Origin of the sequence: Martelella mediterranea DSM 17316 (assembly GCF_002043005.1) — a bacterium.
In the GTDB taxonomy this organism is placed as follows: domain Bacteria; phylum Pseudomonadota; class Alphaproteobacteria; order Rhizobiales; family Rhizobiaceae; genus Martelella; species Martelella mediterranea.
Map to the genome: position 1 here is coordinate 3,359,627 of NZ_CP020330.1, position 13,661 is coordinate 3,373,287.

Annotated in this window: 11 protein-coding genes and 3 tRNA genes; 3 read left to right on the forward strand and 11 right to left on the reverse strand. The window is 61.2% G+C overall.

From position 1 onward, the window contains the following. Positions 1–388 precede the first annotated feature (388 nt). Positions 389–465: transfer RNA gene (locus tag Mame_RS15655), tRNA-Arg, on the reverse strand. Positions 466–555: 90 nt separating this feature from the next. Further along, positions 556–861 (reverse strand): ETC complex I subunit, encoded by a 306-nt coding sequence (locus tag Mame_RS15660; RefSeq protein WP_018067707.1) that lies wholly within the window; start codon positions 859–861, stop codon positions 556–558. Positions 862–1,363: 502 nt separating this feature from the next. On the opposite strand from Mame_RS15660, the gene Mame_RS15665 reads away from it, so the two are divergent. Beyond that, positions 1,364–2,836, forward strand: a complete 1,473-nt coding sequence (locus tag Mame_RS15665) for a sensor domain-containing diguanylate cyclase (protein WP_155122127.1) — start codon at positions 1,364–1,366, stop codon at positions 2,834–2,836. 141 nt (positions 2,837–2,977) lie between these two features. Here Mame_RS15665 and Mame_RS15670 read toward each other — a convergent pair whose 3' ends face one another. Further along, on the reverse strand, positions 2,978–3,922 hold the full coding sequence (locus tag Mame_RS15670) for an AEC family transporter (protein WP_018067709.1): 945 nt from the start codon (positions 3,920–3,922) through the stop codon (positions 2,978–2,980). Between the two features lie 26 nt (positions 3,923–3,948). Continuing rightward, positions 3,949–4,692 (reverse strand): cytochrome c biogenesis CcdA family protein, encoded by a 744-nt coding sequence (locus Mame_RS15675; protein WP_018067710.1) that lies wholly within the window; start codon positions 4,690–4,692, stop codon positions 3,949–3,951. Between the two features lie 240 nt (positions 4,693–4,932). Between Mame_RS15675 and Mame_RS15680 the strand changes: the two genes are divergently transcribed. Together Mame_RS15680 and Mame_RS15685 are read left to right on the forward strand one after the other, a co-directional pair. Continuing rightward, a tRNA-Lys gene (locus tag Mame_RS15680) sits at positions 4,933–5,008 on the forward strand. A gap of 87 nt (positions 5,009–5,095) precedes the next feature. Next, complete coding sequence (locus tag Mame_RS15685) at positions 5,096–5,869, forward strand: YrhK family protein (RefSeq protein WP_018067711.1); 774 nt, start codon at positions 5,096–5,098, stop codon at positions 5,867–5,869. Between the two features lie 82 nt (positions 5,870–5,951). On the opposite strand, the gene Mame_RS15690 is transcribed toward Mame_RS15685, so the two are convergent. From Mame_RS15690 to Mame_RS15720, 7 genes are all read right to left on the reverse strand, one after another. Beyond that, entirely contained in the window at positions 5,952–7,733 is a 1,782-nt protein-coding gene (locus Mame_RS15690; RefSeq protein WP_018067712.1) for an SLC13 family permease, read from the reverse strand. A 275-nt stretch (positions 7,734–8,008) separates the two neighbouring features. Beyond that, positions 8,009–8,084: transfer RNA gene (locus Mame_RS15695), tRNA-Lys, on the reverse strand. Between the two features lie 145 nt (positions 8,085–8,229). Next, complete coding sequence (locus tag Mame_RS15700) at positions 8,230–9,138, reverse strand: PhzF family phenazine biosynthesis protein (protein ID WP_018067713.1); 909 nt, start codon at positions 9,136–9,138, stop codon at positions 8,230–8,232. Between the two features lie 7 nt (positions 9,139–9,145). Beyond that, positions 9,146–9,892 carry an NUDIX hydrolase gene (locus Mame_RS15705; RefSeq protein ID WP_018067714.1) on the reverse strand — a complete coding sequence of 249 codons (747 nt, stop codon included), beginning with the start codon at positions 9,890–9,892 and terminating at the stop codon, positions 9,146–9,148. A 231-nt stretch (positions 9,893–10,123) separates the two neighbouring features. After that, on the reverse strand, positions 10,124–11,059 hold the full coding sequence (locus Mame_RS15710) for an IS110 family RNA-guided transposase (RefSeq protein WP_079920699.1): 936 nt from the start codon (positions 11,057–11,059) through the stop codon (positions 10,124–10,126). Between the two features lie 300 nt (positions 11,060–11,359). After that, the gene (locus Mame_RS15715) at positions 11,360–12,301 is read right to left on the reverse strand and encodes an IS110 family RNA-guided transposase (RefSeq protein ID WP_079920854.1); all 942 of its coding nucleotides are present in this window, start codon (positions 12,299–12,301) and stop codon (positions 11,360–11,362) included. Positions 12,302–12,575: 274 nt separating this feature from the next. Then, positions 12,576–13,652, reverse strand: a complete 1,077-nt coding sequence (locus Mame_RS15720; protein WP_018064125.1) for a BMP family ABC transporter substrate-binding protein — start codon at positions 13,650–13,652, stop codon at positions 12,576–12,578. Positions 13,653–13,661: the final 9 nt, after the last annotated feature.

Below are 13,661 nucleotides of genomic sequence, written 5' to 3' on the forward strand. Positions count from 1 at the left end.
ATTCTAGAGCCTGACGGCAGCTTTCAGGACATCCAAAACGTACTCAGAACGGCGGCAATGGGGGCGCTAAGCCGCCGTTCCCAGATGCCGCACATAGAGAATTCCCGGCGCATAGACGTGGTTGGGCGTGTTTTCAGGATGCTTTGCCCCGGACGCTTTTGGCTTCGGCGTCTTCACTAGAATGGGGCTAGGAGCCAAGCTTTGATTCAAGTCTTCATATGACAGAATTCCAATCTTCGTTGAAGCCTGGACCAGATGAGTTGCAAGCATCTGATTTTAATGGCGTTTCGAAGAAATTCTGAAGATCTCAAGAAATCTCTTGACTCGGGGGTGCACGAGAAATGGCGATTTCGTGCATTCTTATGCTTCATTGGCACAATGAAATCATTGGCGACCCCTGCAGGATTCGAACCTGCGACCGTCGGCTTAGAAGGCCGGTGCTCTATCCAGCTGAGCTAAGGGGCCGGGTATGGGCCGCATCAATGCCTGATGAGGACATAAAGGGCAAGACTGAACCTGCCCTTGCGTCGCGTCGACCGCATCGGCGGACCGCGATCAGTGCGTCCAGGGCTGGGTGCGGTTGGGGCTGAAGTTTTCGGAGTACGAGACCACCTTCACCGTCTTTTCCTTCGGCGGGATGACCCGGTAGGCAATGCCCTTGCGGCGGGCATAATCCTCGGCGTCCTGCTGGGTCTCGAAACGAAGCTTGACCTGCTGCAGCGTGTCCGAGGACGAGGTATAGCCGAACAGCGGATCGATCGTGCGAGGCGCCTGCTGGTCGAATTCGAGCACCCATTCATGGGTCTTGGCATTGCCCTGCTGCATCGCCGATCTGGCGGGGCGGTAAATCTTCGCCGACATCGCTTTTGCTCCGCTTTGATTGTCCGGCCGGCGGCATCGCGCCAGCCCGTGCCCTTGTTACGCAATTTTTGCCCATGAGCAATAAAAATCAAGCCGAAAAACCGGCGACAGCCGGCGAATATGTCCACAACGCCTGAAATGACGCCTCCTCGCAGACCAGCGGGGGGAACGCCCGCAGGCAACAGCGTGCTGAGGGTTGTGGTTTTTCTGCAAGTCCAATACATCTAGCAAGAGAATAGCATTTGTCGCCCGCCCTGCGTGTCGGGGAGGCAAGCCGCGTTCGGAACCGGGCCAAACATCATTGCGCCGGGAACGACGCGGAACCCGAAAATTGCGGGCGGTAAATTCCGGCAGATAGCCTTATAGTCCCAAGTCGGCAAATGAGAATACTGAGTCGCGATCAGCGATACGGGCAAAAGAGTGAACCGATGGTTGCGCTTACATGTCATTGCACCTCCGGTTCCATATCGGTCGTCTGACTTTTCGCTGACGGGACGCACGAATGATGAGCATTAAGTTGGAAAACAGCTCTTTTGAACAGATGTTTGAACTCGCGCCCATTGCCATGTGGGTCGAGGATTTCAGTGGCGTCAAATGCCTTTTCGACCGTTGGCGCTCCGCCGGCGTAACGGATATCGAGGCGTTTCTCAGGGCCGACCGTTCGCGCGTTGCCGCGTGTTCCCGGGCGATCCGGGTGCTGCAGGTAAACCGCAAGACGCTTGACCTGTTTGAGGCAAGCGACATGGAGCAACTGGTCTCCAGCATCGATCAGGTGTTTCGCGACGACATGCTGGAAAGCCATATCAACGAGCTGGTCCAGCTATTCCAGGGCCAACATTCCTTTTCCAGCAACACCGTCAACTACACGCTTTCCGGCAAGCGGCTCGATATCCAGCTTCGCGGCCAGGTTCTGCCCGGCCATGAGGAAACGCTGGACCGGATCCTGCTCACCACCGAGGACGTTTCCCTGCGCGAGGCGGCCCATCGGCGCGAACGCGCGCAGGCGCTCTATGCGCAGGGCCTGTTCGAGCATTCCCCGGTCTCATTGTGGGTCGAGGACTTCTCGCGCATCCGCAACCTGCTGGAGGACCTGCGTTCGCGCCACATCGTCGACCTCAGGGTGTTCATGGACGTTCACCCCGATTTCGTGCGCCAATGCCTGAACGAGATCAAGGTGATCGACGTCAACCAGGCCACGCTCGACATGTTCCGCGCCGCCGACAGGCAGACCCTGTTGCAGAACCAGCACGCAATATTCCGCGACGATGTCGAGGAGCATTTCCGCGAACAGCTCATCGACCTGTGGGAAGGCCGGCTGTTCCACAGCCATGAGGTGATGAACTACGCCCTCGACGGCTCCGAGCGTTACGTGCTGCTGCATTTCTCCGTGCTGCCCGGCCACGAGCACGACTGGTCGCTGGTGCTGGTCTCGCTGACCGACATCACCGCGCGCAAGAAGGCCGAGGCCTATCTCGAATATCTCGGCCGTCACGATGTGCTGACCAAGCTCTACAACCGCTCCTACTATACCGAGGAGATCAACCGGCTCGAACGCAAGAAATTCCGGCCGATCGGCGTGCTGATCATCGATCTCAACGGCTTGAAGGAAGCAAATGATTCGCTTGGCCATGATGCCGGCGACGGCCTTTTGCGCCGGCTTGGCGAGGTTTTGAACGAAGCCGTCAGCGCTCCCCATTGCGCCGCCCGTATCGGCGGCGACGAATTTGCCGTCCTCATGCCGGGCGCAGGCGAGAACGACGTCAAGGTCATGGTGGAACAGATCGACAAGCTTCTGGATATCAACAATCAGTTCTACGCCGATGCTCCCATCAGCGTATCGGTCGGGGTGGCGATCTGCGAGATGGGCGAAACCCTCGAATCCGCCGTCCGGCGCGCCGACCTGGAAATGTATCATGAAAAGCGGGAATACTACGCCTCGCTCCCCGCGCTCGACAGGCGCAATCGCAGGCGTTGATGCCGCCCGGGGCGGCGGGATGCCCTGCCCCCATGAGCCGCAGAGGCATGGCAAAGGCAGAAATCTGATTCAGATCTGCCGATCCGTTTGTTCTTTCCGTTTCGGCGGGCTGCTCGACAATCCGCCTCGTCCGGAGTTCCCCTAGAACGGAATGGCGTTGGCGCTGATCAACGCCAGCAACACGCCGAGCGTCGCCACCGAAGCGACCGTCGAAATCAGGATCGTCGCCGAGGCGCGCTCATACCAGATGCCGTACTGGCGGGCGATGACGAAAACGTTGGTCGCCGTCGGAAGCGCGGCCATCAGCACCGCCGCCTTGACCCAGAGCGGGTCGAACCCGCCATGCGCCATCATGAACAGATAGACCACCAGCGGGTGCAGGATGAGCTTTGCCGGCACGATATAGTTGATTTCCGTCGGCACCCGCCTGACGGGCCTCAGCGCCAACGTGACGCCCATGGCAAACAGCGCGCAGGGCGCTGCCGCCTGGGCAAGGTAGTCCACCAGGCGGTTGAAGGCCTGCGGCACGGCGAAGCCGGATGCGGAAACAGCAAAGCCCAGGGCCGTCGCCACCAGAAACGGGTGAAGCAAGGCCCGCAGCAGAATATGGCGGACCAGCGAACGTCCTCCCCCGCCGCCGGCCGTCGCCATCACCGTCGGCGCGACAATGAAATGCAGCGCGTTTTCGAAACAGATGATCAGCGCCACCGGAACGGCGGCCTCCTCGCCCAGCGCCAGCAACGCAAGCCCCGGCCCCATATAGCCGATATTGCCATAGCTGCCGGCAAAGGACTGGATCGTGGTTTCCCGCACGCCGTTCTTCTTCCAGAAATAGCCGATGGCGAACAGCAAAAGAAAGACGCTGTAGGTCGCGGCAACGTCGATCGAAACGAAATCGAGCCGGGTCAGTTGCTCGAACGGCGTGCGTGACACCAGCTTGAAGAACAGCGCCGGAAGGGCGGCATAGATGATGAAGATATTGAGCCAGGCGGTGCCTTCTTCGGGATGACGAAAGATCTTCGCCGCGCCGAAGCCGATGACGATCAGCCCGAAAAACGGGAAAAGCAGCGCAAGAATATCGGCCATGGCTCCGGTCGCTTGGTGGCGGGCAGCTAACCGATACGCGAGAGCACCGGAAAGGTCTGCTGAAACCAGATCGCCATATCGGCAATGAAGCCGAAAAGAAAGGCGACGCCGGTGAGAATCAGCAGCACGCCCATGATTTTCTCGACAGCGCCCAGATGTTTGCGAAACCGCGTCAGAAACCGCATGAAGGCGCCGGAGAAATAGGCCGCGATCCAGAACGGCACGGCAAGGCCCAGCGAATAAACCGCCAGCAGGATAGCGCCGTTCGAAACCGTCGCCTTGGTGGCGGCCACGGCGAGGATCGCGCCCAGCACCGGCCCGATGCAGGGCGTCCAGCCAAAGGCGAAGGCAAGCCCCATGATATAGGCGCCCGTGACGCTTGCCGGCTTGCCGCCGCCATGAAACCGCGCCTCGCGCGCAAGAATCGGTATCCGGAGCACGCCGAGAAAATGCAGCCCCATCAGGATGATGATCACGCCCCCGACCTTGCTCAGAATATCCATATACTGGCGCAGCAACTGCCCGATGGTGGACGCGCCCGCGCCGAGCGCCACGAAGATCGTGGCGAAGCCGAGCGTGAAGAAAAAGGCCGGCAGCAGCACCGCCCACTGGCTTGCCGGCTTGGCTTCGCCGCCGCCCTTCAACTGGTCGACCGAAATCCCCGCCATGTAGCAGAGATAGGGCGGCACCAGCGGCAGCACGCAGGGCGAGAGAAAGGACAGCGCGCCGGCCAGAAGCGCGCTCAGAAGGGAAATATCGCCGATCGACAAGAAACCTGCTCCAACACCTTGCAATTGCGGGCGCGGGCAATGCCCGAAACCCATGCTCGCGACCGCGTAAATGCCCGCGGAACGCGTCCGCGGGTCTTAAACCAGATGGCCTGTCAAATCCAATCACCTTTCCGCGCGCCGAAAACCGCCGTATTATCGCTTTCGCGGCGAGATTCCGGGTTGACCTTGGATAAGACCCTTTCTATGTTCCGCCCACTTTCAGCCGGGCATCCGGCTTGGGAGAGCGTAGCTCAGCCGGTAGAGCAACTGACTTTTAATCAGTAGGTCCAGGGTTCGAACCCCTGCGCTCTCACCACATTCGTTTTTCAACCGGTTTTGATTTTTCTTCCCCGCTTCGTTAAAACGCGGCCGAGCGCCAGGCGTATCAATCTCGGGGGACCGCATGCCGCATATGTTCGTCAATCGACCGCGTCTTCACGATGTGATTGCCGATACGCCGGCGGAACGAAAGAATTTCCGGTGGGAGACGATCAATGCGATCGCCTATCAGGCCGGCGGGCTGATCTTCATCCTCGGCAGCATCTGCTTCTTCCCCGCGCTTTCGGCCTATGCCGACCTTGGCGCTTGGATCTTCTTCTTCGGCTCGCTGATCTACCTGCTCGTGACCGGGCACGACCTGATCGAGGTTTTCGTCTACGCCAAGCAGCGCAAGGATCCGGAAACGGTGTGGGACAGGCTGGAGGCCTGGGCGGCGTGGACCTATGTCTTTGGAACCGTGCTGTTCGTCATCGGCAGCATTTTCTTTCTGTCTTCCGTCGATCTCCCCAAGGCCGGGGCGTGGTGCTTCATCGTCGGCAGCTTCTTGTTCGTGATCGGCGCGGTGATCAACGTCATCCAGATCGTTCAGGCGGACGATCTCGTCACCCTGCAGATGATGAACCTGACGGCCCTTACCTTCGTGGTCGGCTCGGCGCTCTTTGCCGTCGCCTCGATCCCCTATCTCTGGTCGCTTGCCAGCGAGCGCGACGAAACCCTGCTGGATGGCTTTTTGGCGTGGCAATATCTCGTCGGCAGCATCCTTTTCTTTATCGGCGGACTGTTCAATTATCGGCGCGCTTACCGCGTTGTCGCCATGGCGCTCGGAAGGCCGACATCCTATGCCCATCATCCGCTGAAGCCGCTGGCGCCCCGCAGGAAGAAACGCTGGGAAAGGTGACGATGGTCGCGAACCTCAGCAGTGCCGACATGCACCCGAGATATCGTGAGATAGCGCATGCGCGGCCGCATGATGTCGGCACTCACATCGGAAAGAACAGGCCTATGGCGAAAACGGAGGTGAGACCAACGATGATGTTCATCGGAATGCCCATCTTGAGGAAATCGCTGAACCGGTAATTGCCGGCCCCATAGACCAGCGTGTTGGTCTGGTAGCCGATCGGGGTGGCGAAGCTTGCGCTGGCGGAAAACATCACGGCGACGACGAAGGGACGCGGATCGAGGCCGAGCTGGTTGGCGAGCGCTATGACGACCGGCGTATAGACAACCGCGACGGCGTTGTTGGTGACTGTCTCCGTCAGGATGGACCCAACGAAATAGACGGCGAGCAGCATGAGCACGGGCGAAAGGTTTTCCAGCCACGGCCTCAGCATGCTCACGACCAGTTCGACGGCCCCGCTGTTCTCCAGCCCCGAACCGACAATCAGCATCGCGAAGATCAGGACCAGAATGGATCCGTCGATCGTCTGCCATGCCTCGTCGCTGTCGATGCAGCGCAGCGCGAGAATGACCGCGACGCCCAGCAGCGCCAGAATGCCGATGGGCATCACGTTGAAAGCGGCGAGCGCGACGATGCCCACAAGGGTCAAGACGGCGATCGGCGCCTGGCGCCGCCGAAACGCGCGACCGCCGGGTTCCGTCACGGAAACGACGTCACCGACCCGCGACAGATCGCTGAACCCTTCGGAGGTGCCCTCGAGAAGCAGCTTGTCGGCGGGACGCAACTGAACATTCGACAAGTCCGGCCCCGCCACGTGACTGGCGCGGTAGGCTCCGAGGACGCGCATGCCCACGCGCCTGCCGAGCGCCAGGTCCGCGATCCTTGCGCCGGAGCTTCTGCGCGACGGCGATACGATCACTTCGGCGACGCGCAACTCGGCATCTGGCTCCACGCCGACAGATCGCCGCAAGCCGACCTGCAATCCCGCCTGTTCCTCGAAGGTCAGGAGCTCGGAGGTCGGGGCAATCAGTATCACCGCATCTCCCTGCTGGATGACATGTTCGGGCAATCCGCTTCTTTCGATGCTCGTTCCGCGCCGGATGCCAGTGACGCGGACGCCGGTACGCTGAAAATCGCTGACCTCGGAGAGTGCTTTGCCAATCCCGTCATAGTCGGACAGGATGGTGATTTCGGACAGGAAGGGCGTCTCCTCGTTTTCGACGTTCTGATCTGAGTCGCGATGCGGAAGCAGAAACTTGCCGAGCACGAAAACCGAAATGCCGCCGACGATCGCCGAAATAACGCCGACCGGCGCGATCTCAAAAATGGAAAAAGGCTCGAGGCCGTTCTGCTGCGCAACGCCGGCCACCAGAAGATTGGTCGAGGTGCCGATCAAGGTGCAAGTGCCGCCGAGAATGGCCGTGTAGGAAAGCGGTATCAGCAATCGGGTTGGCGCCATGCTGAGGCTTGCCGCGAGGCGCACCACGACCGGAATAAGCACGAGAACAACCGGCGTACTGTTCATGAAGGCGGATGCCGATGCCGCCACGACGATGAAGATCGCAATCGCAAGCACCGGATGGGATTTGGCGCGCTCCACGATGAAGCCGGCAAGAGCATCCAGCACCCCCGTCCTGAGCAGAGCGCCGGACACCACGAACATCGCGCCGATGGTGATCGGGGCCGGACTGGAGAAAACCGCCATCACATCATCGGTGGGCACAAGGCCCAGGACGATGAACACCGCGGCGCCGATGACCGCCGTGATATCCGGCGGATATTTTTCGATGGTGAAAGCGACGAAGAGAAGCCCAAGCAGCACCAGTGCCACGATGGATGGGGAAACGCCGATGAACTCGATCATGATTCTCCGTTCTGCTGTCCGGCATGGGAGCAAAGGCCGATATTCATTTCACCGCGTCCCGACAAGCTTAAAACGGGAAACCCACATCGCGTGTTCCATAGGCGCAGTCATCGGGCGCCTCGCGGTCTGCCTGCCGGAAATTCCCATAGATCCCGGCCCGCCCGGATTGCGAAGGCGTTCGTGCTGCCGCGTGGCATCTTGCGAAAATAAAGTCACAAAAACGCACGCAGGAAAAGCCATAACTTCCTGCAGCATAATGATTTTCTGAGAGAAAATGGTGGGTGATGTAGGTCTCGAACCTACGACCCGCTGATTAAGAGTCAGCTGCTCTACCAACTGAGCTAATCACCCACGAGAACGGCGCGTTTGCGTCGTTGGAGGCGCATATAACGGGGATTCGGAGGCTTGTCCAGCGCCGCAGGTGAAATTTTCGGGTTTTCATGAGCGACCAAGGACTTGTCGGCGAAAAACTGTCGCTCGCGCCTGTCGGAACGGCTCAAAGCAGCGTGCCGCGCGCGACACGGACCGCCTGTCCGCCGATCCGGGCCGCGGTGATTTCGCCGGCCGCTCCGGTCTCCAGATTGAGCCGGATATAGGACGGACGGCCCATTTCCACGCCCTGCTCGATGACGAAGGTGTGCGACCCCTCGCCCGGCGCGTCAAAATGCTGGATCGCGCCCGAAAAGGCCGCGGCCGCCGAGCCGGTCGCCGGGTCCTCCTCGATCGTTTCGGCGGCGAACATGCGGACATGGAATTGCGCGTCGTGGCGCACCCCGCCCCTGGTATAGGGATAGGCCCATACCGGCAGGCCGTCGACGAGCGGCGCGAAGGACAGCCATAGGCGCTGGTCGAATTCGATCTTTTCCGCCACCGAAAGATTGCGCAGCGGGATCATGGCGAAGGGAACGCCGGCCGACCAGATCGTCGGCACGTGATTCTCGAAGCCGATTTCGGACGGCGAGATGCCAAGCGCATCGGCAAGCTTCTCGCGTGCGATGACCTCCTCGGACCGGCGCGACAGCTTCGGCAGGTCGAATTCCGCGAAACTAGCGGCCCCCGGCTTGAGCTTCACGGCGCAGCGAACCGGGCCGATCTTTTCCGCCAGAACCGTGACCATATCGATGTCCGCATCCTCGCCGTGCTGACGCTCGGCAAGCGCGATCGAAGCGCCCACCGTCGGGTGGCCGGCAAACGGCAGTTCCCCGCCGGGCGTGAAAATGCGGACCGCGGCCGAATGCGACACGTGCTCCGGCGCGCTGAGGAAGATCGTCTCCGACAGGTTGAACTCGATGGCGATCGTCTGCATTTCGTCGTCGCTCAGCGCGTCTGCGCCGAAGACAACGGCAAGCGGATTGCCCTTGTAGCGCTCGGCCGTGAACACATCATAGATCACATAATCCAGCATTGTCTCGTCACCTCCTCAGGCCGCCATCGAAAAACAGTTCGAGCACGGGCAGCATCGAATAGGCGTAGTCGAACGCATCGCGATTGTCGCGCGTGATCGCCAGAACCGCGTCGATCTCCTGCTCGTCGTCGTGGCGCATATGCTCTCGCACATTGGCCATAAGATCATCGGCGTCAAGCGTCGCATGGAAAAACCGGTAGAACATGACAGCCTGGCGGAAATGCGCACAGTAATAGCCCGGCCGGGCTTCAAGGTCATCAAGCCGGAGCCCGGTTTCCTCCGCCGCCTCGCGCGCCATATTGGCGTCGATATCGACGCGGCCGTCGACCACGTCTGCGGGCTCGAGCGAACCGGACGCGCAATAGACCTTGCCGGCATTGGCGGTGGTGGAACTCATGCGGATCGCGATGATCGCGCCATCGGCCGAGATGATCACCGGCATGGCGAAGGAATGAAAGGTCGGCGGGCGCGGCGCCTGCCGCCGCCACCACAGATGATAGGCGTAGGGAACGATCTGGCCGTTGGCGGTCACCGCGCCGTCTTCAAGGCGCACCTCGTTCAGCGTGATCAGCCGGCCGTTGAACAGGTGCGGATTGGCCGCGACCTCGCGCTCCCAGTTTTCCTGCACCTGCCCGTCGAAACGGGAAATGCTGGCCGAATCGCCCGCCTCCACCCGGATATCGATCGAGCGCACCGGAAAGGCGCGGCCCTCGGCCGGCCAGTCTTCAGAGATCAGGGAGTTGAAAGTCTGCATTCGGTTCCGGCTCTATATGCTGGCGCACGGACCAAGAGCCGCGCAAATCAGTTTCATTCAGGAGGGCAGGCTAAGATGCATCGGCTCGATTTGGAAGCGCGCTTCGCGTGATTTTGGTATCAAGATGCGGTACGCGGGCTGAACGCGCCCAAGGCTTAACAAGAAAAAGCCCAGCGTCGAAAAACGCCGGGCCCAGGCTGATTAAAAAGCCCACCCCACTCTCCTCCGTCATCAACTCTGTTGGATGACTTTCTCTGTGAACCTTGCATTGAGGGTCACGACGATTTTTCGCATGACTGCTGCGATCGCGACGATTGGCTTTTTGCCGGCTTCGACAAGGCGCTTGTAGAAGGCGGCGAACTCGCCCCTTCCGCGGGCGGCCTGCATGGCCGGCATGAACAGGATGGTGCGCATGACGGGTCTGCCGCCGCGCATTCTCCGGTAACCGATCTTGTTGCCGCTCTCGTTTGGGTGCGGCGCCAGGCCGGCCAGCGCCGCCGCCTTCTTTCGATCCAGCGTCCCGAGTTCGGGCATTGTGGCGATCAGGGCGGCGGCGGTTGTCTCCGCGATGCCGGTCATCGCCATTGCGATGCTGGCCCTGGCTGCAAAGGCTTCGCTGCGCATGAGCATGCGGATTTCCTTGTCGAGCAGCGCGATCTGGCGATTGATGGCAGCGAGCATGGCCTTGAAGGTGACGGCAAGTTCACGTCCGCCCGGCGCCATGGCGCGGTTTTGCTCGGCGACCCTGATGGCGACCAGATCGGCGCGGCGGCGCACAAGGGCCTTGAGCCTTGCCTCTTCAGGGTTTTCAGCCTGCCACAGGGACAGGCTTGCCCAGCGTTCCATGCCATAGGCGACCATTTCCCGGGCATCGATCGCATCGCTCTTGCCGACCCGTCCACGCGAACGAATGAAGGCCTTGAGCCTGCGCGTATCGGCCCGGTGAACGGCAAGGCCGCGCCGCAGGCACTCTTCGATCAGGACGGTTTCATACCCGCCGGTGGGTTCGCAGATGACCAGATCTGCCTCGCAGTTTCGCAGGAAGCGACGAATATCCCTGCTGCGATTGGCGATGACGGTGGCCGGACCGCCGCAGGAAACGGCGATCGTGTCCTTTGCAACGTCGCAACCAAGACAGATGTGCGGAGGGTGATGCAAAACGACCATGGCGATGCTATCCTTTCAAGGCATGCTTGGGATTGTTTGCGGGCGTGGCAATCAGCGGCCCAATCAACTCTTCAAGCGGTTGCTCGGTGCAACAGTGACCTTGATGACAGCGGGTATTCCACCCAATACTCGGACGGTCGGCTGTTGCAGCAGCTGCGGGCAAGCCAACGGCCCGCAGCTGCATCACAACAATAGCGCAGATCCGACAAACAATCCTCGGGCTTGAACCGAGGATCCAGGCAGCGTTCTCCGTGTCGCCTGGATCCTCGGGTCAAGCCCGAGCAACTGTGTGCTTTTCTGTCAAGTTGTTTGTGCATTGAGGATCGGTCTTTGCTCCCGAATGGCTGTGTTGAGGGCGACGAGGAGCTTTCTGGCGATGGCGACGATCGCGGCTTTGGGTGCCTTGCCGCGGCTTCGCAGATGGTCGTAGTGCTGTTTCCACCGCCCGGTTCTGATCGCGGCAAGGGCGGCCATGTAGAGGGCATTGCGCACCCGCTTTCGCCCACCCTGGACATGGCGTTTGCCGCGCATGAGGCCGGATTCGCGCGCGATCGGCGCCACGCCGGCCAGGGCGGCGATCGCGCGCCGATCGACACGTCCCAGTTCGGGCAGGCTGGCAAGGATGACGGCGGCGCAAACCGGCCCTACGCCTGCGGCCGAACGCAGCAGCGCCGCGTCCTGGGCGAGGTCGCAGGCGTTCTTGATGGCGCTGACGATGCGTCGCTCAAGCGCGCGGATCTGGACGTCGAGCAGGGCGATCACGGCCTCCAGGCTTTCCGTCACCACCGGATCGGCGACGCCCTTCAGGCGGATACGTTCGGCCTTGCGCATCGCGACCAACTGGTCGCGGCGGCTGTTGAGGCCCTGAAGCTTCAGCCGTTCGGGCGAAGCCGGGGCGGTGGCCGGCAGGTCGAGATTGACGCCGTAAAGCGCCAGCATGCGCGCATCCACCGCATCGGTCTTGGCCAGCATGCCGATGGAGCGGGCAAAGTCCCGGGCGCGGCGGGGATTGGCGCGATGGAAGGAAAGCTCCGCCTTCTCAAGCGCCCGCACCAATGGCTGGTCCCACGGGGCGGTGGCTTCCAGCACCACGAACGCCCGGTGTTCGAGCGCAAGGCCGATCAGGGCGGCGATGCCCGCCGAATCGTTGGAAAAGCTGCACGACCTAGCAGCCGGGTGAAGATAAACATCGAGACGCCGACCGGAGACATCGCAACCGATCGTGTTTTGTGGCAAGGTCATGATCCCATCCTTGTCCTACGGGCTCGGCGCGCCAACGCCGGCCCCGGCAACTGTTCGGGGTGGTTGACGAAAGGCGGGCGGCGTTTCCAGCTCGGGCACGGTCGCATAACGACCAAGGATGACACGAAACACCGTCCGCCAATCAGACTGCCGCGTTCACGGCAGACGTCAACAGACAAGGATGACGCCCGTAAAAGAGGCAGGTTTGTCAACAAAGTGGGCCCGGCGTCGAGAGACGCCGGGCCCAGGCTAAGCCAGTTCAGGAAACGAGCCCTTATTCCGACTTCGGCAGCGAGCCTTCCACGCCTTCAACCAGAACGTTGAGGCCGAGCAGCGTGCCGTCGTCGGCTTCTTCGCCTTCAGCAAGCCACGGCGTGCCGTCCTGCAGGGTAACCGGGCCGGTGAAGGGCTTGAGTTCGCCGGAAATGATTTTCGCTTCAGTCTCTTCGGCGAGTTTCTTCACGTCGTCCGGCATGTTGGTGTAGGGCGCCATCGTCAGGATGCCGTCCTTCAGACCATCCCAGCTCTGCTCGGATTCCCAAGTGCCATTCTGAACGGCCTCGACGCGCTTGATGTAGTAGGGCGCCCAGGTGTCGATGATGGCGGTAAGCTGGGTTTCCGGCCCGGCTTCGATCATGTCGGAAGCCTGACCGAAGGCCTTGATGCCGCGTTCGGCGGCGATCTGCATCGGCGCGGTGGTGTCGGTGTGCTGGGCGAGAACGTCGACACCCTGGTCGATCAGCGCCTTGGCGGCATCGGCTTCGCGGCCGGGATCGAACCAGGTATTGGCCCAGACCACCTTGGTCTTGAAATCCGGATTGACCGACTGCGCGCCGAGCTGGAAGGCATCGATGCCCATGACCACTTCCGGGATCGGGAACGAGCCGATATAGCCGCCAATGCCCGATTCGGAGATCGAGCCGGCGATCACGCCGGAGATATAGCGGCCTTCATAGAAGCGCGAATTGTAGGTCGCGACATTGTCGGCGGTCTTGAAGCCGGTGGCGTGCTCGAACTTCACGTCCGGATATTTCGCGGCAACCTTCAGCGTCGGCTCCATGAAGCCGAAGGAGGTGGTGAAGACGATGGTGCAGCCGGACCGCGCCATGCGCTCGATCGCGCGCTCGGCATCCGGGCCTTCCGGCACGTTTTCGATATAGGCGGTTTCGATGTCGAGCGTGGCCTCAAGCTCCTGCCGCGCGATGTCATGGGCCTGGGTCCAGCCGCCATCGGTTGCCGAGCCGACATAGACGAAGCAGGCCTTGACGTCTTCCTGGGCGCTGGCGCCGGTTGCATAAAGCCCGGCGATAATCGCCGCCGAGGCGGCCAGTGCGAAGTTCAGCGTTTTCATCGTTCACCT